Below are 24,401 nucleotides of genomic sequence, written 5' to 3'. Positions count from 1 at the left end.
GGTGCGATGTTTTATTATTTTCTGTTCAATGCGCCTTCAACCATTTGCAACAATAAAACTCTTGTTGTGATTTTACCTACGCTATTTGCCAATACTTTTACATCAACATCTGGATTAACATCTCCTGATAATTTTCCATCAGAATCCAAACTTACTCCGACATCGACAACGTATGAATCTTTTGTAAAGTAAGAATCATCAAACATTTTTGCTCTACCAACTGCTGTAACAACCAAATCCGCATTTTTTGTGAATGATTTTATGTCTTCCGTTCTTGAGTGACACATTGTTACGGTTTTGTTTTCTTTTATTAGCATATTGAACAATGGCTTACCCAAAACCAACGACCTGTTGACTATTACGACATTTTTTACGTCAAAGTTATAGTATTTAACAATTTCTACAACAGCTCTTGCAGTGGCAGGATAATAAGCATCATTTTCTGCCGACAATACCTTTCCAAGATTTATCATACCCATTGCATCGATATCTTTTTCAGGTGCTATAATATATTGAATTTTCTTTTCTAGCTCTTTGTCTTTTAATGGTCTAAACATCAATATACCGTCATGTGATTCGTTAAGTTTTTTAATTGTGTCGATTAATTTTTCGCTGTCGCCTTCTTGCAAAACAAATTGGTCGCAAGTTATATTCAACTTAGCGCAGTTGTTTTTAACAGCTTTTTCGTAAGAAATATCTCCGGCATTTTCACCAACTCTTACAGTTGCAACTTTTACTTCTCTGCCGAGTTTTTCAACGCCATCAATAATTCTCTTTCCCAAATCTTCTCTAAGTTCCTTAATATCTAATACGTTCATAAAAGTATCCTTTCTATCTCATTATTTTTTGTGTCATATATCAAAAATCCCGCTTGACCATCTCTAGGATATGTCGGTGAACCAGGATTTATCACCCAAATTCCATCAATTTTCTCATTGAAATATCTGTGAGTGTGACCGTACAGGCACATATCACAATTTAATGATTTAGATTTTTTTACCAACTCATCCACTCCATAAGAAACATTGTACTTATGACCATGTGTGATAAAAATATTTTTTCCAGATAACCTGATAACCTTTTCGTAATCTCCACCTGCAACGTAAAAATCGTTATTTCCTTTTACATTTATAACTTCTACATTTAACAAATCGGAAAGTATCATCGCATCATCACACACATCTCCAAGGTGTATGATGATGTCGATGTTTTTATCCAATAAATTGTCATAAACTTTCGCAATTTTGTTGTGTGTATCGCTAATTATCGCTACTTTCATTCAAGTCCTTCAAAATAATTTTGGCATTTTCTAGTGCTCTTTTTCTATGACTAATTTGATTTTTCTCAGTGTCTTCCATTTGAGCAAAGCTTTTGTCAAATCCGTCAGGCATAAAAATACTATCGTATCCAAATCCATTTTCGCCTTGTTCTTTGGTCAATATAGTACCGTCAACTCTTCCATTGGCTTGATGGACTTTATTCTTTTCGTCAATTATTGTTATCACAGTTTCAAAATAAGCAGACCTATCTTTTTTGCCATCTAATTCCGATAAAAGTTTCTTGCGATTTTTGAAGTCGTCGCACTCTTCTCCTGCAAATCTTGCAGAATAAACTCCTGGGCGTCCACCCAAAGAATTTACAAAAAGTCCTGTGTCATCGCTCATAACAATATCGCCTGTGAATTTTTTTAGAAATTTTGCTTTTAGCATTGAATTTCCTTCCAATGTATCTGCATTTTCTTCCACTTCTTCATTTATACCCAATTCAGCTTTAGAATACACACTGTAATTCAAATCCGAAAGGATTTTTTTGATTTCTGAAATTTTTCCTTTATTTCCCGTAGATAAATATATTTTTTTCATTAGATTTTCTTCTTTATTAATTCGTTGAATTTTTGTGGATTGCCTTTTCCTTTTGATTTTTTCATACATTGTCCAACCAAGAATCCTATCGCTCTGTCTTTTCCATTTCTTATACTTTCGATTGATTCTGGATTTTCTTCCACAACTTCGTCGACAATTTGTTGTAACAAATTATCATCATCCACTTGCAATAATCCTTTTTCCTTGACGTATACTTCTGGGTCAAAGTTTTCGTTGAACATCTCTCTCAAAATTTTCTTAGCTGTTTGATTGTTGATTTTCTTGCTGGAAGATAATTTAATTAATTTTGCCAAGTTTTCAGCATCCATATTCATTTCTTCAACTTCAATTTCATTCTCATTTACTTGGCGAAGAACATCACCCAACAACCAATTTGCTGATTGAACGGCATCTTTTGAAATTTCTACAACTTTTTCGTAGTAATCAGCTAAGTAGCCATTTCTAGTCAAAATATCCGCATCATACTCATCTATTTTATAATCTCTGATGAATCTTTCTTTTCTCATTTCTGGAAGTTCTGGCAAATCTTCTTTGATATGATCGATGTAAGATTGTTCGATATATGTGTTTGGAATATCTCCTTCAACTGAAAATCTATAATCGTTGCCTTCTTCTTTGTGTCGCATCACAATGGTTGTTTGCGTGTCTTCGTCCCATCTTCTAGTTTCTTTTTCACCAATTTTATTTTCCTTGGCTAATTTAATGTGTCTTTCTTGTTCATAGACTAATGCTTTTGAAACTGATTTGAACGAGTTTAGATTCTTGATTTCTGAAATTTTTGTTTTGAAATCAGAATCTTCATCGTAAACATTGATGTTTACGTCACATCTCAACGAACCTTCGCTCATTTTGACATCTGAAATTTTCAAATATTTGATTCTTTCTCTCAAAGTTTCCAAAAACTCACGTGCTTCTTCTGGAGTACTCATATCCGGCTCACTGACAATTTCTATAAGAGGGACACCCGCTCTGTTGTAATCCATCAATGTGTTGCCGCTTTCGTTGTGAATTGATTTTCCAGTATCTTCTTCTATATGAATCCTTCTTATTCTAACTTTTTTGTTTTTTGTCGATGATTTTAATTCAATATATCCATTTGTGCAAAGTGGTTGGTCTTGTTGAGTGATTTGATATCCTTTAACCAAATCAGGATAGAAATATTTTTTTCTGTCCATTTTAAATTTATTTGCAATGTCACAATCAAATGCCAATCCAGCCATAATAGCAAATCGTAGAGCTTCTTTGTTCATATTAGGCAAAGCTCCTGGATGGCCTAAACAAATAGGGCACACATTTGTATTTGGGATTTGACCGAACTCATTTTTACAGCCACAGAACATTTTTGTCTTGGTAGATAATTCTACGTGGATTTCCAATCCAATAAGTGTTTTTAAATTCATGCTATCTCCTTTCAAATGCCAATGCTGCATTTAATAAATTTTCTTCATCGTTAGAATTTGCAATCAACTGTAAACTAGTTGATATTCCTGTTTTATAAGGAAGAGAAATCGCACAAAGTCCGCTCAAATTCACGATAACATTGAAAATTCCAGAATCATAAACTGCCAAAGGGTCATCCTTTCTGCTGTTCAATTCATAAGGCAAACTTGTAGCTGTTGGAGTTGCAATCAAATCATATTCTTCAAAAATATTTTTAAACTCTTGTGAAAGTAGATTTCTAACTTTAAGTCCTTGCTTGTAAACTTTTTGGTCATTCGAGCTTGCTAGATAAAAAGTTCCCATTGCAATTCTTCTTTTTACTTCTTCTCCGAATCCCTCGCTTCTGACTTTTACAAATAAATCTCTCGTGTCATCATAATCTTCTGTCAAATATCCATATCTTATTCCGTCAAACCTGGACATATTAGATGAAACTTCACTAGTTACGATTACGTTGTACAATGCGTTTGCGTATTTCAAATATTTAAAGTCAATTTCTACTAACTCGCCACCTAAATTTTTTAGAATATCCAATATTTCTTTGTATTCTTTTATAACTGTTTCATCATCACTGTATTTCTCAATGTCAACAACAGCGATTTTTTTGCCTTTGAAATCATAATCTTTTTTTGTTACACTGATTTCAGATTGGATAGTTGTCATATCATTTTCATCGTGTCCAGCGATGACATTGTAAGTGTCGATTACATCCTCGACGGAATTTGACAAAATACCAACCTCATCCAATGTATTTGCCATTGATTGTACTCCAAATCTTGAAATTGAACCGTAAGTTGGCATAAATCCTACGACATTACAGCAAGCTGCAGGCTGTCTACTAGAGCCACCCGTATCTGTTCCCAAACTCACCACAGCCATTTCTGCCTTTATACTCGCAGCTGAGCCTGATGAAGAACCTCCTGGAATTAATTTCGTATCCACCGGGTTTTTTGTCGGACCAAAGTAACTTGTTTCAGATGAAGAACCCATTGCAAATTCATCCATATTGACTTTTCCAACGATAACACAATCTTCATTTTTTAATTTTTTAATAACAGTTGCGTCGTATATGGAAACATAATCTTCCAACATTTTAGAGCCGCAAGTCATCTTAACATCTTTTACGTTGATGTTGTCTTTTATGCTGACAGCAATTCCAAACATTTTTCCCAATGTTTCCCCATTTTTTGCTTTTTCAATTAATTTTTCAACTTGATTATCTATAAAAGACTTGTCGTAAGTTATAAATACATTCAAATCTTTTTTTGATTCTATTAACTTGTCCAAATCGCTGTAGTATTCCCTCATACTTTCAGGATTTTTCACAAATTTTCCTCTAAGTTCTTCTATCATTATTCCACCACTTTCTTCAACTTAAAATAACCGTACTCGAGAGATTTTGCATTCTTCAATGCAACTTCTCTTGGAATTGATTCTCTTGGTGTATCTTCTCGTAGTATGCTGTGATATTGTGGCAAAAACTCCAGATAATCTACGCCTTCTGTATCACATTCCATTATCATACTGGCAAAATCCAACACAGTATTGTATTTTTCATATAAATCATCTACATTTTCAGTCAACTCAAGGTTGGCCAAATTATAGATTTTAACAACTTCGTCTCGATTAATCATATTAACTCCTTTGCATTTTACGATTAAATTTTATCATAAAAAAATTAAATTTATAAATTTTGTAAAAAAGAATCCAATTCTTCCTCTGTCATTAATTTTACACCTAAATCCTTCGCTTTTGTCAATTTTGAACCAGCTTTTTCTCCATAAACAACATAGTCGGTATTTTTAGACACGGAAGAAGACACTTTTGCCCCCAATTTGGATAACTTATCCGTTAGTTCTTTCCTCGAATAGTTTATCAAACTTCCGGTTAAAACAAATGTCATATTGTTCAATTTTTTTTCGATGTTTTCAGGATTTTTTATTTTGATACCCTTTGATAGCAAAGAATCAATAGATTTTGAAATCGTCTCATCATTAAAAAATTCCACTATTTCTTCTGCTGTTATATTTCCTATGTCTTCGATTTGAATTAATTCGTCAAATTTTGCTTTTCTCAAATTATCAAAACTTTTGTATTTTTCTGCCAATTCAAAGCTAGTCTTCTCACCAATTTCCGGGATTCCCAATGCAAATATGAAATTAGGCAGTTCAACATTTTTGCTTTTCTCAATTGCGTCAATTAAATTCTGACTTTTCTTTTCTTTAAATCCTTCAAGTTGCAAAAGCTGTTCTTTTTTAATGTCATAAATTTCTTCAATTGATGTTATGTTTAGTTTTTCGAGCAATAATTCCAAGGTTTTTTCGCTTAAACCATCTATATTCATTGCGTTTCTGCTCGCAAAATGAACCATTCTCTTAACCAATTGTGGTGTACAACTCATAGAGTTTGGACAGAAAATATGAACGCCATCTCTAAAAAGTTCACTGTGACAATATGGACAGTAGTGTGGAATTTCAATTTCTTCAGTATCTTTTTGTTCAGGATTTACAACTCCCATTATTTCTGGAATTACATCATTAGAGCGTCGAACGAAAACTTCCGAATTTAATCTTACTTGTTTTCTTTCAATGTCATCAATGTTGTTGAGTGTAGCTCTTTTCACGGTTACATTTCCAATTTCAACAGGCTCTAAAAGTGCAGTAGGCGTTACTTTGCCAGTTCTTCCGACATTCCATTCAACTTCTTTTACAACTGTAGTAAACCTCTCCGGCTCAAATTTGTATGCAATCGCCCATCTTGGAAATTTATTTGTGTATCCAAGTTCTTGTCTTGTTTTGAAATCATTGACTTTGATAACAACTCCGTCCGTCAAAATATCAATTTGTTCTCTTAAAAGAAAAATTTCATCAATAAACTTAGATATTTCTTCAAATGATGTGGCGTGTTTTTCGTATGGATAGATTTTGAAATAATTTTCCCTCAAAAATCCCATCATTTCTTTTTGATTTTCAATTTTATTGTTTTCAAGATAGTTGACATTGTAAAAATAAGCGTCTAAGTTTCTCTCGCTAGTTACTGAAGGGTCCAAATTTCTAAGCGCTCCCGCTGCTGCATTACGGGCATTTTTTAGTTTTGGCTCGTGAGTTTCATTGTACTTTTTAAGCGATGACAAAGGCATCAAACCTTCGCCTTGAATTTCCATTAGTCTTTTGTCTTTGATTTTCAATGGAATTGAATTGATAGTTTTAACTTGACTAGTGATAACTTCCCCAATAGTTCCGTTGCCTCTTGTAGTTGCCATTACCAAGTATCCGTCGTCATAGGTTAAGTTCACAGTCAAACCGTCAAATTTTAATTCTACAAAAAATTCTACTTCAGGTAGTTTTGCAACGTGATTTTTGTTGTAGTTTTGTACAAATTCTATTGTTTTGTCGACCCAATTTTGTACTTCTTGTTTGCTTTGAGCTTTCCCAAGACTATACAAAGTGTTCAGATGTTCGTGTTTTTCAAAACCTGATAGTATTTCTCCGCCTATTCTGTTAGTTGGTGAATTGGGTAATATGATTCCCGTTTCTTTTTCGAGATTTACTAATTCGTCGTATAAAACATCGTAGTCCTTGTCTTCAATCAAAGGCTCATCCAATGTGTAGTAGTGATAAGCGTATTTGTTTAATATTTCGACTAGATATTTTATTCTTTCTCGCTTGTCCATTATTCCACCCTTGTCAATGGTGCAAGAGATGAGTTTAATTTTTTGAGACCTTTTTTGTCAAAATTTATCGTCAATTCATCTCCGCTATCTTTTTCCACAATTCCAACAATGACTCCAACACCAAATTTTTTGTGTTGAACCTTGTCTCCCGCTCTGTATTTTTCATTATTTTTAGCAACTGATTTTTGTTTGTCGTTAATAAATGCAGATGCCTTCAATCTGTAATCGTCGACAACTTTTGTGTTGAACGATTCTCTAAAACTCGATTCCTTGTTAGGAGATTCATCCTTGTATTTGTTTTCCATATCGTCTACAAACCTCGATTTCTCTTTTGTTTTAAATTCATTATACATTCTTCTGCTCTGTACACTTGTCAGGTACAATTTTTTTCTGGCTCTTGTAATTGCAACATAGCATAATCTTCTTTCTTCTTCAACATCTTCATCAATTCTGGATGGGATTGTTCCTTCTTCAAGTCCTGTAAAAAATACGACATCAAACTCCAATCCTTTTGCTGCGTGAATTGTCATCATTGACACACCTTTTGAATTATCATCCGTCTTGTCTAAATCCGTCATCAATGATGATGTTTCCAAATATTCTCTTAAATTTTTGTCTGGATTGTCTTGTACGAATTGATACAAAGATGAAATGTATTCGTCTATGTTTTCCAATCTTGTTTTATCGTCTCTGTTTTTCGATTGTTCGAGATTTCTGCGATATCCCGTTTTATCTAAAATGTGTACCATCAAATCCGCAACGTTCATCTCGTCTTTCGTAAAGCTTTTTACTAAGTAATAAAAATCTTGTAATTTCTTTTTCGTTGCTGGAGAAAAGTCAGGTAAATCAGTATCCTTGATGTATTGCATAATAGACATCGTCCTTGATTTTGAACTTTCAAGAAGCTTGTCCATTGTAGTCTTGCCTATTCCTCTTTTTGGTTCATTTATAATTCTATTCAAAGCCATATTGTCATCAATATTATCCACAATTCTCAGATAACTTACGCAGTCTTTAATCTCCTTGCGGTCGTAGAATTTTAAACCACCGACAACTTTGTTTGGTATTGCCAGACGATTCAATTTTTCTTCAAAAAGTCTTGATTGTGCATTTGTTCTGTAAAGAATAGCCATTTCTTCGTATGGATAGCCTCGATATTTTTCCTGTTCAATCCATTGAACAACCTGTTCAGCTTCGTCGATATCGGAGTAAACTCTTTTGTATATCGGAATATCTCCATCTTTCTTTGCGGTCCATAAATTTTTGTCTTTTCTAAGCGAATTGTTTTTTATTACAGTATTTGCCAAGTCCAAAATAGGTTGTGTTGAACGATAATTTTGTTCTAATAAAATAACCTTAGCTTTTTTGAAGTCCCTCTCGAAATTTTGAATATTTTGTATGTTTGCCCCTCTCCAACCATAAATGGATTGATCGGAATCACCAACGCAGCAAATGTTGTCGTTTTTGTAGACTAAATTCTTAATCAATTTGTATTGTGTGTCATTGGTGTCTTGATACTCATCCACGAAAACATATCTAAATCTACTGGAATATTTTTCTTTCAAGTCAGGGTTCTCATCAAACAAAAGATTAGTTTTAACAATCAAGTCGTCAAAATCAAGAGAATTGTATCTTTTTAATTTTTTTTCGTAAAGGACAAACAATTGCTCTGTAAAGCTACTCAAACTCATACCAAAATCCTCTTTGTCGATATTTTTTTCAGTAGCTCCTTTGTTTTTAAGTCTTGATATATTGTTCAATTCAATTTTTATTTCCACATTTTTAGGTTCTACTCCCATATCTTTTAGGCATTCTTTGACAAGAGAAATTTGGTCAGCTCTGTCATAAACCGTAAAGTTTTTTTCAAAACCGATTCTCTCGATTTCAACTCTTAAAATTCTTGAGCAAATCGCATGAAAAGTTCCAATCCACATATTGTCAACATTTTCTCCCAAAATGTTTTCTACTCTCTGTTTCATTTCTTTTGCCGCTTTATTTGTAAAAGTTATCGCCAAAATTTCATATTTTGAACACAAACCCTTTTCAAGACAGTATGCAATTTTTGTCGTCAAAACCTTAGTCTTTCCACTTCCCGCTCCTGCCAAAATAAGCATCGGTCCATCTGTGTTTTCTACGGCTTGTCTCTGTCTATCGTTCAAATTATCTAAGTTCATTGTAACTCCTTATGTATCAATAAAAAAATAAGTTATTAAAACTTATTTTTATAAATTTATTTGTTTTTTGTCTATTAGTGTTCGTTGCAAAAAATATTCTAATTAAAAGGAATATCTCTACATCTATTATATCACAATTATCTGATTAGTCCGAAATAAATAATAACCAATATGCCCAACGCAATTCTGTAATATCCAAAAATTTTGAAGTCATTGTTTTTGATGTAGTTCATCAATAATTTTATTGTGATAATTGATACTACAAAACTTACTGCTGTTCCTAATATCAAAACAAATGCTTCCATCATTGTGAATGAAAAACCGAATTTAACAAGTTTTAACAAGCTTGCACCAAACATAGTCGGTATAGCTAAGAAAAATGTAAATTCCGCTGCGATTGTCCTGGATAATCCAATTGCGATTCCTCCCAGTATAGTCGCTCCAGAGCGTGAAGTTCCCGGAAAAATCGCTGCAATTAATTGAAACAATCCGACAATAAATGCTTGTTTGTATGTTATTTTATCAATTGTGTTGACAAGTTTGTGAGTTGTTGTTTTGTTTTTGTTCTCGATTATTATGAAAAGAATACCAAATACGATTAGAAAAATCGCAATCACCCAGTAATTGTAGAAATATTTTTCTATCAAATCATCAAATTTTAATCCAACAATAGCTGCCGGAATGCAAGCAACTACAATTTTAATCCACATTATGAATTTCGATTTACTTATCGATACTATATGAGATTTTCCTTTTTTAAATGGCCAAATCTTGTTCCAATAAATAACCACAACTGCAAGAATAGCTCCCAATTGAATAACAACTGTAAACATAGATTTGAACGCATCAGACATATTTAATTTTATAAATTCATCCAACAATAAAATATGTCCAGTAGAACTTACTGGTAGCCATTCCGTTATTCCTTCAATTATTCCCAATAGAATAACTTTTAATATTTCTATAAACATAAATCCTCCTAATTTCACTATAACTATTATATGAAAAATAATTTGATTATTCAATCTATCAAAAAAGCAACTCATAAAATTTTACGAGTTGCTGTGATTTAATTTGCTTTTATATCTGCCCAAATGTCATCATATTTTTCAATAAAATCCGAAGGGTCTCTGAAAATTTCCATATTTTTGTGCTTTGATAAATCTGGATAAGCTGTCTTGTCTTGTTGAGTTTGTTGGTCAAGAAGTTTTTTTGCAGCTGTAGATGGAAGTGAATATCCAATGTATTCTGCGTTTAACTTTGCATTTTCAGGCTTAGTCATAAAATTAATAAATTTTTCTGCATTCTCTTTGTGTTTTGCCCCTTTTAAAATTGCCATCGTGTCCACCCACAAATTCGAGCCTTCTTTTGGTATAACATATTCCAAATTTTTATTTTCTGCTTTTGCAATTATTGCATCGCCTGAATACATAAGGGCGATATCTGCCTCTCCATTAGCCATTTGACTTTTTGTCTCATCGACTAGATATGCCAAGACCAGCGGTTTTTGTTTTATGAGGGATTTTTTTGCTGTTTCTAGTTGTTTTTCGTCTCTAGTATTCATTGAGTATCCCAATCTTTTCAATGCAACTCCTAGAGTATCTCTTGTAGAGTTCATCATAATAATGTTGTCTTTGTATTTTTCGTTCCACAAAATGTTCCAGCTGTCGACTTTTTCTTTTACTTGGTTTTTGTTGTAAACTATTCCAACAGTTCCCCACATATAAGGAACAGTGTATTCATTTTGTGGGTCATAATCTAAATTTCTAAATTCTTTGTCAATATATTTGAAGTTTGGAATATTTTTGTAATTTAATTTTTCCAGCATCCCGAGTTTAATCATTTTTTGTGCCATATAATCCGAAGGGACAACAACGTCGTAGTTACTTCCTCCTTCTTTAACTTTCATAAACATATCCTCATTTTGCTCAAACATATCATATACTACTTTTATTCCAGTTTCTTTTTCAAATTTATCAATCAATGTTGGCTCGATATACTCTCCCCAGTTGTAAACGTACAAAATATTCGATTCTTCTTTTGAACAAGATGTTAGAAGAAAAATTGTAAGCAAAAATAATAATATTTTTTTCATTATAATTCCTCCAATAGATTTGTCCTCTTGTGCAAAATAACCAATAGCAAAACCATCACCAAAAACATTATCGTGCTAAGCGCATTTATTGCTGGGTTAATTCCTTTTTTTGCCATTGAATACACCGTTACTGACAGATTAGAAACCCCGTGACCTGTCGTGAAGAAACTTATTACGAAATCATCAATGCTCAGTGTAAATGCGAGTAAGCTTCCAGAAAAAACTCCTGTTTTTATTTCAGGAATTATTACTTTTCGTAAAGTATAAAAAGGCGTTGCTCCCAAATCCATCGCAGCTTCTGGCAAAAATTTGTTCATCTGCGATAATTTTGGTAATACTGCCAATATTACATAAGGTGTTGTAAATGTGATGTGAGATAATAATAATGTTACAAATCCAAATTCAAAATTTACAAGATTGAATACTACCATAAGTCCAACAGCCGTTACTATATCAGGATTCAAAATTGGCAGATAATTTATGTTTAATATCAAAGATTTTTTGTATCCTCTCAAATAATAAATCCCGATTGCCGCAACAGTGCCTAAAATCGTCGCTATAATTGTAGCCAAAACCGCTATTATCAATGTGTTTTTGAATGATAACAAGATTTCTTCGTTGTTCAATAATTCCCTGTACCACTTCCATGTAAATCCGACCCAGCTTCCTTTAAGACGGGAATCGTTAAATGAAAACACCATCAATACAGCGATTGGTCCATACAAAAACAGAAAAACAATCGCCAAATAAAATTTCTTGAAAAATTCTTTCATTTTATTCCCCCTTTTCGTTTGTAAATGCCAATGATATTAAAATCATCACAATTAAAACGACAGAAATCGCACTACCATAATGCCAATTTCCAGCTATTCTAAATTGATGTTCGATTATATTTCCAATGAGATTGTACTTATTGCCACCCAAAAGCGCCGAGATTTCAAATGTAGAAATAGCCGGAATAAATACCATTGTTATTCCCGTTACAACTCCTGGTAAACTCAACGGCATCAACACTCTGATAAATGTCTGTACTTTTGACGCTCCCAAGTCGTGGCTTGCTTCAATCAGCGAATAATCAATTTTCTCAAGTATCGAAAATATTGGAAGTATCATAAATGGCAAAAAGTTATACACCATTCCCATCAAGATAGCTCCTTCGGTGTACAACATTTTTATTGGAGCGAATCCAAAATGAATTAAAACGCTGTTTATGATTCCGTTTTTACTTGTCAAAATAATCCACGCATATGTTCTGAGCAAGAAATTCATCCACATTGGAATTACAACCATTAACATCAAAATCGTCTTGTATTTTTTGTCTACTCTGCTTATAAGATATGCTGTAGGATATCCAATTATAAGGCAAAGAGCAGTTGATATTATAGCAAGTCTAATAGAGTTAAACAGAACTTTTAAATATTTTGATGTGAAAAATCTGTAAAAATATCCCGCTGAAAATTCTGGATTAGAAAAATCTCTTAATGAACCAGTTGTCACGGAATAATACACAATCAAAAACAGTGGTAGCACTATGAAAAATACAATCCATATCGCATAAGGTATCGATAATTTTTTAAGCTTCATCTGAGCACCTCTTCATAATATGAATATTATCAGGGGCGATATTTATTCCAACAACTGAACCTTGTGGTTTGTTTACTGTGGATTGCGCTTTGTATTTAAAATCTCCAACATCTACGAACATTTCATAGTGAATGCCTTTAAATCTGTCACTAATAACCGTGCCTTTAATCTGTCCCTTATCGGCTGCAACAATCTCCACATCTTCAGGTCTGATTACAACTTGGACTTTTTCATTTTTTTCAAATCCCTTGTCTACACAAACCCATTTGTGATTTGAAAATTCAACCGAACAATCTTCCAAGAAAACTCCATCAATAATATTACTCTCGCCAATAAATTTCGCAACAAATTCATTTTTCGGCTCGTTGTAAATATCTTCGGGAGTTCCAATTTGCTGAATAATTCCGTCATCCATTACGACAATCGTGTCACTCATTGTCAACGCTTCTTCTTGGTCGTGAGTTACATACACAAAAGTTATGCCTATTCTTTCTTGTATGTTTTTCAATTCATTCTGCATTCCTTTTCTGAGTTTCAAATCCAAAGCTCCTAATGGTTCATCCAACAACAAAACGCTCGGTTCATTCACCAATGCACGAGCAATGGCAATTCTCTGCTGTTGTCCACCACTTAGCCTGTCTATTGTCCTTTTTTCAAAACCTGACAAATTAACCAATTTCAAAACTTCTGTGACTTTTTCTCGAATCAATTTCTCGTTCATTTTTTTAATTCTAAGTCCAAATGCAATGTTCTCAAAAACATTCATATTTGGAAAAAGTGCGTATTTTTGAAAAACAGTGTTGACATTTCTCTTATATGCGGCAACGTTACTTATGTCTTTTCCTTCGAACAAAATTTTCCCCGAATCCGGCGTTTCAAACCCCGCTATCAATCTTAATGTTGTAGTTTTTCCGCAACCCGAAGGGCCAAGAAGTGTCAAGAACTCTTTGTTTCTAATATACAAGTTCAAATCCTTTAAGATATGTTGTTCTTCGAATGATTTGTTGATACCAACTAATTCAATTATATTTTCCATAACATTCCCCCTAAAAATTTGGTGGCGACATAATCCACATCACCCTGCATATTTTACTGCTTTGATTTTCAAGAACTCTCGTTTTATTACACTTTGTGTAGAAGCAATCCCCTTTGTTCAACTTGAATCTTTCATTATCAATTAAAATATCACATTTTCCTTCCATCACATAGCCAAACTCCTCGCCCTCGAAGGGTGGGTAACTTTTTGTAGAGCCTTTTGATTTTAATGTAATAATAACAGGTTCCATCGTATTAACTTGTGATTTTTGAACAAGCCATGTAATAGAAGAATTTAAATTCAAATCCTCACTCGATTGATAATCCTCTTTTGTGAAAATTTCCTTTGTGTGTTTCTTTTCCTTGAAAAAACTAGCCAAATCAGTTCCCAAGGCGCTCAATAAATCGTTTAACGAATCCACAGATGGACTTGTCAAATCACGTTCTAATTGCGAAATAAATCCCTTTGTTAGATCTGACCTCTCGGCGAGCTCCTCCTGGGTTAAACCCAGCCTCAATCTCAAAGATTTTATTTTTTCTCCTATCTCCATTTTAATTCCCCTTATTTAAAATATTAAACCAAAAGTATTGTAACATAAAATAAAATTAAATTAAACAAAAAGTTCAAAATATTTTACAATTTAATTTGTAAAATTTTTTTATTGTTTTAATAGAACCTCAATTTTTTCACAAAAAAATACTCCCACATACAATGAGAGTATCTTGTAATTTAAAAACTTCTTCCAGCTCCTCCTCCACCAGAAGAGCCTCCTCCTCCAGAAAAACCACCAAATCCACCCGAAGAACCTCCTCCAAATCCTCCGAATCCGCCAAAGTCATCGTCATCGAATCCTCCACCGAATCCTGGGAAAAATATTGTAGGTCCTCGTACACCTCGTCCACGATTTCTTCTGTTGTTTTTGAAAATTATTTTTAAAATTATCAATATAAAAATTATTCGCATCACAAAATACAAAATTGATTTTTGTGATTTTTCATTGAGGTTTTTTTGGTATTCCCCATAATCACCATTGAGTTTGACGTTGTATTCGGCCGCTATCTCTCCGACAACTGCGTTGAATCCTTCTTCAATTCCCTTTGAATAGTCAGAATCTTTAAAGTGGTCAATCATATACTCATCTATAATTCGTCCCACTTTTCCATCGTTTAATCTTCCTTCTATTCCATATCCTGTAATGATATTTATGTGTCGATTGTGCCCTTTTGGCTCGTTTGAATCTTGTGACAACAAAATCAAAACTCCGTTTTTCTTTTTAGCATCACCTATTTTCCATTTATTAAATAAATCGACCCCATAATCTACAGAATTTCTACCAGCTAAGTCTTTGATAGTTACGACAACAACTTGTGAACCGGTTTTTTGTTCAAGTTCGACATTCGTCTTAACTATTTTATCTTTAACTTCGCTACTAAGAACTCCCATCTCGTCAAGATAAAAAGTATCCGGTGATTTCGGCAAATCTTGTGCAAAACTATTTGTATTTAATATTAATAAAAAAACCAACACAAACGATAATGCTAATCTAATTTGCTTTTTCATTTTATTTTACCTAATCAAAATTAACTTCTGGAGCTTTTTGTGCAGAAGCATCTGCTTCAAAATATTTTTCTGAACCAAATCCCATCAATCTTGCAAATATCACTGTAGGAAATCTCTTGACTTTTTGGTTGTAAGATTTTACAACTGTGTTGTAGTTTTTTCTTTCAGTGGCAATTCTGTTTTCTGAGCCTGCCAATTCATCCATAAGTTGTGTAAATTGTTTGTCTGACTTCAATTCAGGATATCTTTCCACTACAACGTTCATTCCATTCAATGCACTTGTCAATGTGTCGTTTGCCTTTGCCAATTCTTGTGGATTTTTTGCGTTTTTGACTCCACTTCTTGCTTCAGCAACTTTTATGAACACATCTTCTTCGTGTTTTGCGTAACCTTTTGCTGTATTTACCAAATTTGGAATAAGGTCAGCCCTTCTTTGTACAACATTTTGTACTTGTGCATAAGCTTCATTCACGTTTTCTTTTGATTGAACAAGACCATTGTATTGTGGTATTAATAACAACGCCAATACAACGATAATTCCAATAATAATTCCTGCTTTTTTCATATTTCCTCCTATTGATTAATCTTAATTACTTCCATATTGTCCAAGCACTCTTTAACTAGGCTTTCAATATCCAAATTTTCTTCTTCTCTTTTAACGTCGTACAATCTTGGTTTAGTAACCGGTCTTTTTGGTGTGAATACTGTGCAACAATCTTCAAAAGGTAAAATCGATGTATCATAAGTTCCAATTTGTCTAGCTATTTCGATTATTTCAGTCTTGTCACTCGCGATAAGAGGTCTGAGAATCGGAAGGTTTGTCACTTCGTTAATTACAGAAACTCCTTGAATTGTTTGACTGGCAACTTGTCCAAGGCTTTCGCCTGTAATCAATGCGTCAATTTTGTTTTCCTCGGCGATTTTCTGTGCAATTCTCATCATAAATCTTCTGGAAATTATAGTCATCATTCGCTCTTTGCAATTTTTTGAAATGGATTTGTAAACTGGGAGTAAATTTACAGAATAAAAATTAATATTTCCAGTGTAGTAAGAAATCTCGTGAGCTAATTGCTTTACTTTTTCAAATCCTCGTTGACTTGTAAAAGGATAGCTGTGAAAATGCAAACAATCCACTCGAACGCCTCTTTTTGCCATCAAAAAAGCTGCAACAGGACTGTCAATCCCTCCTGATAACAATAACAATCCACGTCCCGAACTTCCAATTGGAAGTCCTCCCCAACCTTTAACTCTATCGGTGTAGACGTAGCAATTGTCTTTTATGTCGACATAAACAAAAAAGTCAGGATTTTTTATGTCAACTTTAAAATACTTTCCGTATTTTTTCAAAATAGTTCCACCTAATAGGGGGTTTAACTCAGGTGATTTAGGTTCAAATCTCTTGTCAACTCTGTGAACATCGACTTTAAATGTTTGGACAGTGTCCTCGTTTAATTTTCCCTTTATTATCTCTAATACCCCTTCTTGGATACTTTCAACCTTTTTTTCGCATCTAACACAAGGGCTGATGTAGACAATTCCGAAGACTTTTTTTATTTCATTGATAATTTCGTCAAATTCTTCAACATTTGCCTTTATATACAACTTCCCTTGCTCTTGATAGTATTCTTCTACATAAAATTTTGAAATTGCTGACAAAATTTTACTAATAGCACGCTTTTCAAACGTGTGTCGGTTTTTCCCTTTTAACGTTAGCTCACCGAAACTAACTGATATATACCAATCCAACATTTATCTCCTCATAATATCTCTAATATCTTCTAATCTCAACTTCAATTTTTCAACAAAAACATCTATCACATCATATGGCGTATCGTCAGTGAATGAAATTCTGATGCAACCATCGGAAAATTCATCTGGCGTGTTTATGCTTTGTATAATTCTCGATTTCTTCGAACCGTTGCAAGCACTTCCAGTCGAAATATAAATTCCGTCTTGCTCTAAATAATGTAGTAGAACTTCACTTTTAATGTAATTAAAACAAACATTTGTGATATACGGACTGTATCCTTCAATTTTGCTGTTGAAATAAACACCATCTATTTTCGATAATTTGTCCATTAAATCCGTTTTCATTTTCAATAATTTGTCATAAGTTTCATCAATTTTCGAAAAAACTTCCTCACTTGCACATTTCAATGCGACAATTCCAGCTACATTTTCTGTCCCCGGTGAAATCCCAAATTCTTGTGAGCCACCAGTAAATAGCGGTTTCACTTTTTCAGGATTTCTGATGAATATAGCTCCTACTCCTTTCGGAGCGTGGATTTTATGCCCGCTTATAGAGTAAAAATCAATCTTAGAATCGTCGATGTCTATTCTAATCTTGCCGAAACCTTGAATGCCATCAACGTGAAAAAGCGTGTTCGGATTTTTTTGTTTGATTTTCTTGCCAAGCTCATTAATCTGAAGTATTCTCCCAGTTTCATTGTTCACTTGCATTACCGAAACCAAACGTGTCTTTTCATTTACCAAATCGACGATATCATCTACTTTAAAATCATCACCTACATCCACAAAATGAACAATTCTGTCATCTTTTAATTTATTGTATGTTTTGAAAACAGAAGAGTGCTCGATGTTTGTAGTTATAAATTCTTCTTTTTTGTCATTTGTCACACTGCCGTTGATTGCGATGTTGTTGCCCTCTGTTCCACACGATGTGAAAAACAAATTATTAGGCTTAACACCCAACAAATTCGCTATTGATTTCCTGGAATCACTCACTAATTTTTCTGCTCTCATTCCAAAATCGTACAAGCTCGAAGGATTTCCATAATCCACAGTCATAGCCTTGACCATTTCTTCAACTGCTTTTTGTGACACCTTCGTCGTAGCAGCATTATCTAAATATATCATAATATCACTTCATTTCTCATAAAATCATATAAATATTATATCAGAATGGACACATTTAATAAAATAAATAGTATAATGGAATTGGTGATAAAATGAACAAAAACCAAGCCATTATAAATATCGAAACCACGGGAATAAACCCACACAAAAACCATATTTATTTGATAAACATATATACAAATCAAAAACACTACAACTTCTATTCGATAAATAATGAATCTGAAAATAAAATTATAACGTCGATTTACAAAATACTACACGATAAGAAAATAATCTGCTTCAGTGATTTTGATATTAAATTCATCAACACAAAAATAGTTAAATACACTGATTTTAAAGTGTTCAAGGATTATTTGTCACTTCAAAGAATGATTCAAAATTATTGTAACAATAATCTACAATCCACAAAATCAAAGTATCTAGCAGAAGAATTATTCAATATAAAACTTGATGACAAATCAAAATCAGTCTCGAAATACAAAATATGCACAAAAAAATCTATAATTTCCGATGAGTTGATTGAGTATTCTAAAATATCGATGAATTTCAACATAAAACTGTACAATTATTTAAAACAGTATTTTGCTCACAATTCGAATGAGTTTGTTTTGTATAAGAAGAAAATCAAATATCTAATATATAATTTCAAACAGGAAAAAAATAACATAATAATAAATTTGCTTTCCGACAACAAATTGGCAATCGATGCTATATTTGACTCTACTGAGATAAAATCTAGCGGAATGTATATTGAACTAATCGTATCACTTCATGAAGGTTACATAGAGGATGACTTTGTTGAATGTGTTATGACTGCTATGACAAATGATTATGACCTAGTGAATAATTACTACCCATTGATAATTAACCACAAAATCAACTATGATAATATAAAAAATTATGTAAATTACATAATAACAGGATTAGAAAATGAACAATAAATTAAAAAGAATAATTTGTGCAATAGTCGGGAATATTATAATAGGAATAAGCATTGGAATATTGAAATTATCGAAATTAGGCGTTGACCCACTAAGTTTTATGAACATAGCATTCGCCAATACATTGAATATAGATTTCGGAACAGTCATCACTTTTACTAGCTTCATACTCATTGTGATAGTTTTTCTTGGACATCGCAAATCTATCGGTCTCGGAACCATCATCAGTATGCTATTTGTAGGTTACAGTGCTGATTTTGCGTACAGTATTTTGAAAATTTGGCATACAAATCAATTTACAATTAATTTTGTGTACTTAATTATAGGTATAAACGTCGTGTGCATCGGTGCAGGAATCTACCTCGAAGCCAACCTCGGAGCAAGTGCCTATGACGCACTTCCATACGTCGTAAACAATATATCGAACCATAATTTTCCATATAAATACACTAGAATTGTATTAGATGTAACGTGTATAGTTGTCGCATTATTACTTCACGAAAAAATTCAAATAGGAACTATTATATTGGGATTTTTCACAGGTCCTCTTATAGTTTTCTATAGAAACAAAGCAAAAGAATTAATATTTAAAGAATGTTAATTTATCGAAAATTTTGTTGAATTAATGTTCATTAGGTTTATAATAAAAGTATATATAATCGCTAATAAATCAGGAGGAAATTATGAAATCATACTTATCACAATCATTTAAACAGAAGAATAAGGCATTCACATTGCTTGAAATGTTAGTAGTTCTCGCGATTTTGGCAATATTAATTGCTATTGCAATACCTGTCTACAAAAACCAAAAAGAAAAAGCGGCAATCACAGCACACAATGCAAACGTCTCGGTATTAGAAACAGCCGCAGAAAGCTACAGACAAGACCATGGAGATTTTCCTGAAGACATATCCCAATTAAAAGATGGTGAATATATCAAGCAAATACCTCCTGTTCCGACATCTAATAACGATAAATTAAAAGGAAAAAGTTACTCAATTGATAAAAAAGGGAAGGTTCATCCAGAAGCGATAACAAAATCAGACGAAACCCAAAAAAAATAAAAATATTTAAGAACAATCTGCTTAACTTTAGCAGGTTGTTTTTTTGTATACATCACACGACCAAAATACAAAAATGAAAATTTTATGTTAAAATATTTCACCAAAAAATCTCACAGAATTTATCAAATATTTCGTCTTGTATCAATGTATTAAAAATTTCTCTATTTACCTTAAATTATGCACACAACTAATTTATTTTCGCTATTCTCATCGAATTGTTTAATAAATCTGCCATTAATCCTCCCATTTAAAGACCGTATGTCTACGTATTTTGATTCATGATTCTTTTATGTCTATCAAGTAAAAGACCATTGGCGGAGTATGTAGGAATCGAACCTACGCAGCATTACTGCCCTAGTTGTTTAGCAAACAACCCTCTTAACCTCTTGAGTAATACTCCAAATAAAAAATCGCACGATTAACGCACGATTAATTTGTTGATATTTAGTTGTTTTGTGTGGATTTTCACACGATTAATTCACGATTATTGCACTAAAAAAGCACATCTAACATACTACGCAGGTAACTAGTTAGTGTGCTTATTCATCAATTTTATTTTTTCCGTATCGTCTTTCAAGTTCTGCTTCCCATTCTTTTGCTTCTTTTTTCTGTTCTTCAGTTAGCTCTCTATAGCCAATTGTTTCTCCTTTAAATGGTGCTGTAAACCTATTCGTTAACAACTTATGCTTTTCTTTTTCGGTTAATTCTCTCTTAGCCATTAAATACCTCCTCAATTGTTATATGGTAAACATCATTTATTTTTTTCTTACTTATTATTAGAAATTCAGTATTCCTCTTATATAAAACTTCTTCTTCATCAAGCCCTATACTCGATATATCTTTACCCATTTCTTTTACCAAATAAATAGTTTCTAAAGTATCACGAAATTTTATTCATCAGTTCTCTAATCGGTAAAACTATGTTTTCAAATAAACCTTTTTTACTCTTTCGGCAGGCTGGGTGGAATGTCTTAACTATAATCGTATCATTATAGATTAAATAGCTTAAATAGTCAGAAACATAAGTCCAAGAATTAGTATTTAAATTAAGAATATTTTTAATAAATATATCTCCTGTCCCTCCACAAATTATAAGGTCAGGTCTATATATTTTAACTTGTTTTTTTATATATTCTCTGTCTTCTTTTGCAAACTTATCTATCTCAGAATCGTTTGATGTTGCCCTCCCAGGAGTCTTTTTTAAATTTATAACAGAAATAGGAGCAAGATATTTTCCCCTATCATATTTATCTAAATCTTTAACCTCTTCAAAATCTTTCTTGAATATAATTCCTGCACTAAATCTAGAAACATTGTTCCATATACATCCTCCAACAGCACCATCTCTTAAAAATTCAGCTAAATCATATCCTCCATCTTCTTCTTTTTCATTTGTTTCTTTTAGTATAAAAGTTATGTTCAAAGTAGCATTATTATAAGAATAAAAATCTACTATCCCATCAGGAGAGAAGTATTTATATTTCTCTTTCCACTCAGAGAATAGTTTGTTTTGTTTTTCCTTTTGACGTAATATCTCATAATAGAATCCATTACAATAATCTCTTAGAAATAAATGCAATACACCTGCTTTAGATACAACATATTTACATGATTCAAAATATTTTTTTATATCCTTATCTTAAATGTCAACAATAGGGTTTTTACCAAAAGATATTTCAAAGGCTATTTGTGCGGCATCTTTAGGAGAATATCCATGGTTTTTCAAATATAGAGAAATATCTTCCCTAGTCTTTGGATATTTAAAATCTGAAAATGCTTTATGTGTTCCTGTATTAGGTTTAACACTTAATAGTATTAAAGCTGATAACTCTAGCATTTCATAAAAGCTTTCTACTTTATTCCTTATAATATCATCAAAGTAATCTCCAATCGTGTAGTTATAGTGTATATTCTTATATTTTAAAAAATCTTCAACATCTATATCTCTATTCAAATTATTACCTAGATAATTATCGGCGGCAGGAGTATTAAATAAGATTTGAGTAGAACTAAAAGAAATTTCTTGGGAATTAGGCCATCTCTTTGATTTTTCTAATCTATAAGGAGTGCTATTTCCTAAAATATCTTTTACTAATTCAAAGTTGCTTTTATGTAAATACAGTTGAAATGTATCTTCTCTGTTTAGGTTTAAAGCATAGTCTTCTGGAATATCGAAACCATCTCTATGAAGACCTGTCTTCTTAGGCAAGTCAACTCCATACGAAACAGAATCATCAAATATAATTTCTTTAGCCTCATGATTATAATAATGAGCAGGCATAGGGTTTATATATTCTAAATCTAATAGATAAAGTGATAGCAAGCCAATCGGAAAAACATAAACATTTTGGTCTTTAATATTTTTCTTAATCTTTAAGATTATTTCTATATCTTTAAACCACTTATTTTTCTCAAAATAATGCAATTCTTTCTCTACCCTTTCACTTACATAATCATTATTAGGGTATTTTGCATTTGCATTATTTATAACTAACTCTCTAATATTCATAAAAACCTCCTTGTTTTCTTTGCTACGCATATAAACTGTTTGAAGGATAAAAAAACTCTACCTGTTTAATCTTTTTATTTATTTAATTATACCCATATAAAAAAACAATCAATCCCAATGAACATAGAATGATTCACTCTTATCATTGCAACATCTTATTGCATTTCAAAATCCATTGTAATGGCATTTACTACATCTATTCTTATTTTCTAGTAACCAAAAGTAAAGTAATATTTAATATTTATTTTGTTAGTGTGCTTAATTATCAAATTTATTTTTTAATTTGTAATCTATACTAAAATCTACCTCTTCATCCGTTAACACGTCAAAGATAATTTCTGTATCTGTATCGTCTTCATAATCTGAAACATTTGGCTCATAATCTAAAATATTAAATCCCAATTTTTTATTAATTTCATCTAATGTTGTCATAAAAATACCTCTATTAAAACATCCATAATTTTAAATATTTGTTAAGATAATTAAAAATTCCTATAATAGTTTATCTTTTGTACGTAAGAACAAATTACATTTAAAACATCTAGTTATTACGATAGTTGTTACGATATCAAGTAACAGCTAAAAATTAAGCAAAACAAAACGGCTCATTTCTAACATTTATTAAAATTAGAAACAAGCCGTATAGTTGTGGCAGGGGATAGAGGACTTGAACCCCTGACATCCGGTTTTGGAGACCGACGTTCTACCACTGAACTAATCCCCTTGGTGCCCAGAGCCGGAATCGAACCAGCGACACAAGGATTTTCAGTCCTTTGCTCTACCGACTGAGCTATCTGGGCACATACTTTATTTAGGAAATCAGAATATTATAAAAAAATATTTCTTGAAAAAATCAAGAAATAAATTTTGGTGGGCCTTCAGGGACTCGAACCCGGGACCTACCGGTTATGAGCCGGGCGCTCTAACCAACTGAGCTAAAGGCCCAAGAATAAGTATATTCTTGGCGGAGAAAGAGGGATTTGAACCCTCGCATCCCGTTAAGGATCTACTCCCTTAGCAGGGGAGCCTCTTCAGCCACTTGAGTATTTCTCCTAAATAAAGTAAAGATTTGGCGGAGAGAGTGGGATTCGAACCCACGCGGGGTTGCCCCCAAACGGTTTTCAAGACCGCCTCGTTATGACCACTTCGATACCTCTCCTCAAATGGTGGCTCATCCGGGACTCGAACCCGGGACACCCTGATTAAAAGTCAGGTGCTCTACCATCTGAGCTAATGAACCATATTGGCTGGGGTGACAGGACTCGAACCTGTGGAATGCAAGAGTCAAAGTCTTGTGCCTTACCAACTTGGCTACACCCCATTATAATTGGCGCACCTAGGGGGATTCGAACCTCCGGCACACGGATTAGAAGTCCGTTGCTCTATCCAGCTGAGCTATAGGTGCTTAATTGGAGCGGGTGAAGGGAATCGAACCCTCGCAACCAGCTTGGAAGGCTGGGGCTCTACCACTGAGCTACACCCGCATATTTGATGATTTTTATTGAATTTTATTGGTGGAGGAGGGTGGATTTGAACCACCGAAACATAACGTAACGGATTTACAG

Annotated in this window: 26 protein-coding genes and 10 tRNA genes; 3 read left to right on the top strand and 33 right to left on the bottom strand. The window is 32.9% G+C overall.

Going from position 1 to position 24,401, the window contains the following annotated elements; translation table 11 throughout:
* Positions 1 to 14: 14 nt before the first annotated feature.
* The 18 genes from Q0X02_RS04945 to Q0X02_RS04860 form a co-directional block, all read right to left on the bottom strand.
* Complete coding sequence (locus Q0X02_RS04945) at positions 15 to 818, bottom strand: bifunctional 5,10-methylenetetrahydrofolate dehydrogenase/5,10-methenyltetrahydrofolate cyclohydrolase (RefSeq protein WP_297812428.1); 804 nt, start codon at positions 816 to 818, stop codon at positions 15 to 17.
* Complete coding sequence (locus tag Q0X02_RS04940; RefSeq protein WP_297812425.1) at positions 815 to 1,279, bottom strand: metallophosphoesterase; 465 nt, start codon at positions 1,277 to 1,279, stop codon at positions 815 to 817. The genes Q0X02_RS04945 and Q0X02_RS04940 overlap by 4 nt, the downstream gene beginning before the upstream one ends.
* Positions 1,260 to 1,862 carry an RdgB/HAM1 family non-canonical purine NTP pyrophosphatase gene (gene rdgB / locus Q0X02_RS04935; protein ID WP_297812422.1) on the bottom strand — a complete coding sequence of 201 codons (603 nt, stop codon included), beginning with the start codon at positions 1,860 to 1,862 and terminating at the stop codon, positions 1,260 to 1,262. Before rdgB ends, Q0X02_RS04940 begins: the two co-directional genes overlap by 20 nt.
* A complete protein-coding gene (gene gatB / locus Q0X02_RS04930) occupies positions 1,862 to 3,283 on the bottom strand; it encodes an Asp-tRNA(Asn)/Glu-tRNA(Gln) amidotransferase subunit GatB (RefSeq protein ID WP_297812420.1) in 1,422 nt (473 codons plus the stop codon). Before gatB ends, rdgB begins: the two co-directional genes overlap by 1 nt.
* A 1-nt stretch (position 3,284) precedes the next feature.
* Positions 3,285 to 4,676: an Asp-tRNA(Asn)/Glu-tRNA(Gln) amidotransferase subunit GatA gene (gene gatA / locus Q0X02_RS04925; RefSeq protein WP_297812417.1), complete on the bottom strand. Its 1,392-nt coding sequence runs from the start codon at positions 4,674 to 4,676 to the stop codon at positions 3,285 to 3,287.
* Complete coding sequence (gatC, locus tag Q0X02_RS04920; protein ID WP_297812415.1) at positions 4,676 to 4,957, bottom strand: Asp-tRNA(Asn)/Glu-tRNA(Gln) amidotransferase subunit GatC; 282 nt, start codon at positions 4,955 to 4,957, stop codon at positions 4,676 to 4,678. Before gatC ends, gatA begins: the two co-directional genes overlap by 1 nt.
* 50 nt (positions 4,958 to 5,007) lie before the next feature.
* Entirely contained in the window at positions 5,008 to 6,996 is a 1,989-nt protein-coding gene (gene ligA, locus Q0X02_RS04915) for an NAD-dependent DNA ligase LigA (protein WP_297812412.1), read from the bottom strand.
* Positions 6,996 to 9,170: an ATP-dependent helicase gene (locus Q0X02_RS04910; protein WP_297812409.1), complete on the bottom strand. Its 2,175-nt coding sequence runs from the start codon at positions 9,168 to 9,170 to the stop codon at positions 6,996 to 6,998. The genes ligA and Q0X02_RS04910 overlap by 1 nt, the downstream gene beginning before the upstream one ends.
* A gap of 137 nt (positions 9,171 to 9,307) precedes the next feature.
* Positions 9,308 to 10,141 (bottom strand): undecaprenyl-diphosphate phosphatase, encoded by an 834-nt coding sequence (locus Q0X02_RS04905; protein WP_297812406.1) that lies wholly within the window; start codon positions 10,139 to 10,141, stop codon positions 9,308 to 9,310.
* A 98-nt stretch (positions 10,142 to 10,239) separates the two neighbouring features.
* Complete coding sequence (locus tag Q0X02_RS04900; protein ID WP_297812404.1) at positions 10,240 to 11,265, bottom strand: PotD/PotF family extracellular solute-binding protein; 1,026 nt, start codon at positions 11,263 to 11,265, stop codon at positions 10,240 to 10,242.
* Positions 11,265 to 12,038 (bottom strand): ABC transporter permease, encoded by a 774-nt coding sequence (locus Q0X02_RS04895; RefSeq protein WP_297812401.1) that lies wholly within the window; start codon positions 12,036 to 12,038, stop codon positions 11,265 to 11,267. The genes Q0X02_RS04900 and Q0X02_RS04895 overlap by 1 nt, the downstream gene beginning before the upstream one ends.
* A gap of 1 nt (position 12,039) precedes the next feature.
* On the bottom strand, positions 12,040 to 12,849 hold the full coding sequence (locus Q0X02_RS04890; protein WP_297812398.1) for an ABC transporter permease: 810 nt from the start codon (positions 12,847 to 12,849) through the stop codon (positions 12,040 to 12,042).
* The gene (potA, locus tag Q0X02_RS04885; protein WP_297812394.1) at positions 12,839 to 13,885 is read right to left on the bottom strand and encodes a spermidine/putrescine ABC transporter ATP-binding protein; all 1,047 of its coding nucleotides are present in this window, start codon (positions 13,883 to 13,885) and stop codon (positions 12,839 to 12,841) included. Before potA ends, Q0X02_RS04890 begins: the two co-directional genes overlap by 11 nt.
* Before the next feature lie 10 nt (positions 13,886 to 13,895).
* Entirely contained in the window at positions 13,896 to 14,435 is a 540-nt protein-coding gene (locus tag Q0X02_RS04880) for a helix-turn-helix domain-containing protein (RefSeq protein ID WP_297812391.1), read from the bottom strand.
* Between the two features lie 179 nt (positions 14,436 to 14,614).
* The gene (locus Q0X02_RS04875) at positions 14,615 to 15,445 is read right to left on the bottom strand and encodes a YgcG family protein (RefSeq protein WP_297812388.1); all 831 of its coding nucleotides are present in this window, start codon (positions 15,443 to 15,445) and stop codon (positions 14,615 to 14,617) included.
* A gap of 10 nt (positions 15,446 to 15,455) precedes the next feature.
* Positions 15,456 to 16,010 carry a LemA family protein gene (locus Q0X02_RS04870; RefSeq protein ID WP_297812385.1) on the bottom strand — a complete coding sequence of 185 codons (555 nt, stop codon included), beginning with the start codon at positions 16,008 to 16,010 and terminating at the stop codon, positions 15,456 to 15,458.
* An 8-nt stretch (positions 16,011 to 16,018) separates the two neighbouring features.
* Positions 16,019 to 17,194 carry a tRNA uracil 4-sulfurtransferase ThiI gene (thiI, locus tag Q0X02_RS04865; protein ID WP_297812381.1) on the bottom strand — a complete coding sequence of 392 codons (1,176 nt, stop codon included), beginning with the start codon at positions 17,192 to 17,194 and terminating at the stop codon, positions 16,019 to 16,021.
* Positions 17,195 to 18,322: a cysteine desulfurase family protein gene (locus Q0X02_RS04860; protein ID WP_297812378.1), complete on the bottom strand. Its 1,128-nt coding sequence runs from the start codon at positions 18,320 to 18,322 to the stop codon at positions 17,195 to 17,197.
* A gap of 92 nt (positions 18,323 to 18,414) precedes the next feature.
* Here Q0X02_RS04860 and Q0X02_RS04855 point away from each other — a divergent pair, with 92 nt between their 5' ends.
* The 3 genes from Q0X02_RS04855 (at position 18,415) to Q0X02_RS04845 (ending at position 20,327) form a co-directional block, all read left to right on the top strand.
* Positions 18,415 to 19,263, top strand: coding sequence for a ribonuclease H-like domain-containing protein (locus Q0X02_RS04855; protein ID WP_297812375.1), 849 nt, complete (start codon positions 18,415 to 18,417; stop codon positions 19,261 to 19,263).
* A complete protein-coding gene (locus Q0X02_RS04850; protein WP_297812370.1) occupies positions 19,253 to 19,864 on the top strand; it encodes a YitT family protein in 612 nt (203 codons plus the stop codon). Before Q0X02_RS04855 ends, Q0X02_RS04850 begins: the two co-directional genes overlap by 11 nt.
* 82 nt (positions 19,865 to 19,946) lie before the next feature.
* Positions 19,947 to 20,327 carry a competence type IV pilus major pilin ComGC gene (locus Q0X02_RS04845; protein WP_297812368.1) on the top strand — a complete coding sequence of 127 codons (381 nt, stop codon included), beginning with the start codon at positions 19,947 to 19,949 and terminating at the stop codon, positions 20,325 to 20,327.
* A gap of 312 nt (positions 20,328 to 20,639) precedes the next feature.
* Here Q0X02_RS04845 and Q0X02_RS04840 read toward each other — a convergent pair.
* The 15 genes from Q0X02_RS04840 to Q0X02_RS04770 all read right to left on the bottom strand — a co-directional run bounded on the left by Q0X02_RS04840 (position 20,640) and on the right by Q0X02_RS04770 (position 24,320).
* A tRNA-Ser gene (locus Q0X02_RS04840) sits at positions 20,640 to 20,727 on the bottom strand.
* Positions 20,728 to 20,866: 139 nt separating this feature from the next.
* Positions 20,867 to 21,046, bottom strand: a complete 180-nt coding sequence (locus tag Q0X02_RS04835) for a hypothetical protein (RefSeq protein ID WP_297812365.1) — start codon at positions 21,044 to 21,046, stop codon at positions 20,867 to 20,869.
* Positions 21,039 to 21,176: a hypothetical protein gene (locus Q0X02_RS04830; protein ID WP_297812362.1), complete on the bottom strand. Its 138-nt coding sequence runs from the start codon at positions 21,174 to 21,176 to the stop codon at positions 21,039 to 21,041. The genes Q0X02_RS04835 and Q0X02_RS04830 overlap by 8 nt, the downstream gene beginning before the upstream one ends.
* A gap of 31 nt (positions 21,177 to 21,207) precedes the next feature.
* Positions 21,208 to 21,906, bottom strand: coding sequence for a hypothetical protein (locus Q0X02_RS04825; RefSeq protein ID WP_297812359.1), 699 nt, complete (start codon positions 21,904 to 21,906; stop codon positions 21,208 to 21,210).
* 60 nt (positions 21,907 to 21,966) lie between these two features.
* Positions 21,967 to 22,836: a hypothetical protein gene (locus Q0X02_RS04820; RefSeq protein WP_297812356.1), complete on the bottom strand. Its 870-nt coding sequence runs from the start codon at positions 22,834 to 22,836 to the stop codon at positions 21,967 to 21,969.
* A 258-nt stretch (positions 22,837 to 23,094) separates the two neighbouring features.
* Positions 23,095 to 23,268 carry a hypothetical protein gene (locus Q0X02_RS04815; protein ID WP_297812353.1) on the bottom strand — a complete coding sequence of 58 codons (174 nt, stop codon included), beginning with the start codon at positions 23,266 to 23,268 and terminating at the stop codon, positions 23,095 to 23,097.
* A gap of 217 nt (positions 23,269 to 23,485) precedes the next feature.
* Positions 23,486 to 23,560 (bottom strand) — tRNA-Trp (locus tag Q0X02_RS04810).
* Positions 23,561 to 23,636: transfer RNA gene (locus Q0X02_RS04805), tRNA-Phe, on the bottom strand. It lies immediately after the preceding tRNA gene.
* Between the two features lie 68 nt (positions 23,637 to 23,704).
* Positions 23,705 to 23,781: transfer RNA gene (locus Q0X02_RS04800), tRNA-Ile, on the bottom strand.
* A gap of 17 nt (positions 23,782 to 23,798) precedes the next feature.
* Positions 23,799 to 23,889: transfer RNA gene (locus Q0X02_RS04795), tRNA-Ser, on the bottom strand.
* A gap of 17 nt (positions 23,890 to 23,906) precedes the next feature.
* Positions 23,907 to 23,995: transfer RNA gene (locus Q0X02_RS04790), tRNA-Ser, on the bottom strand.
* Positions 23,996 to 24,000: 5 nt separating this feature from the next.
* A tRNA-Lys gene (locus tag Q0X02_RS04785) sits at positions 24,001 to 24,076 on the bottom strand.
* A 4-nt stretch (positions 24,077 to 24,080) separates the two neighbouring features.
* Positions 24,081 to 24,157: transfer RNA gene (locus Q0X02_RS04780), tRNA-Gln, on the bottom strand.
* A gap of 7 nt (positions 24,158 to 24,164) precedes the next feature.
* Positions 24,165 to 24,241 (bottom strand) — tRNA-Arg (locus tag Q0X02_RS04775).
* 5 nt (positions 24,242 to 24,246) lie between these two features.
* A tRNA-Gly gene (locus tag Q0X02_RS04770) sits at positions 24,247 to 24,320 on the bottom strand.
* Positions 24,321 to 24,401: the final 81 nt, after the last annotated feature.

This window comes from uncultured Finegoldia sp. (assembly GCF_947252345.1).
In the GTDB taxonomy this organism is placed as follows: domain Bacteria; phylum Bacillota; class Clostridia; order Tissierellales; family Peptoniphilaceae; genus Finegoldia.
Note: the sequence above shows the minus strand (reverse complement) of the source record. Positions and strands in the feature narration are given on the sequence as shown.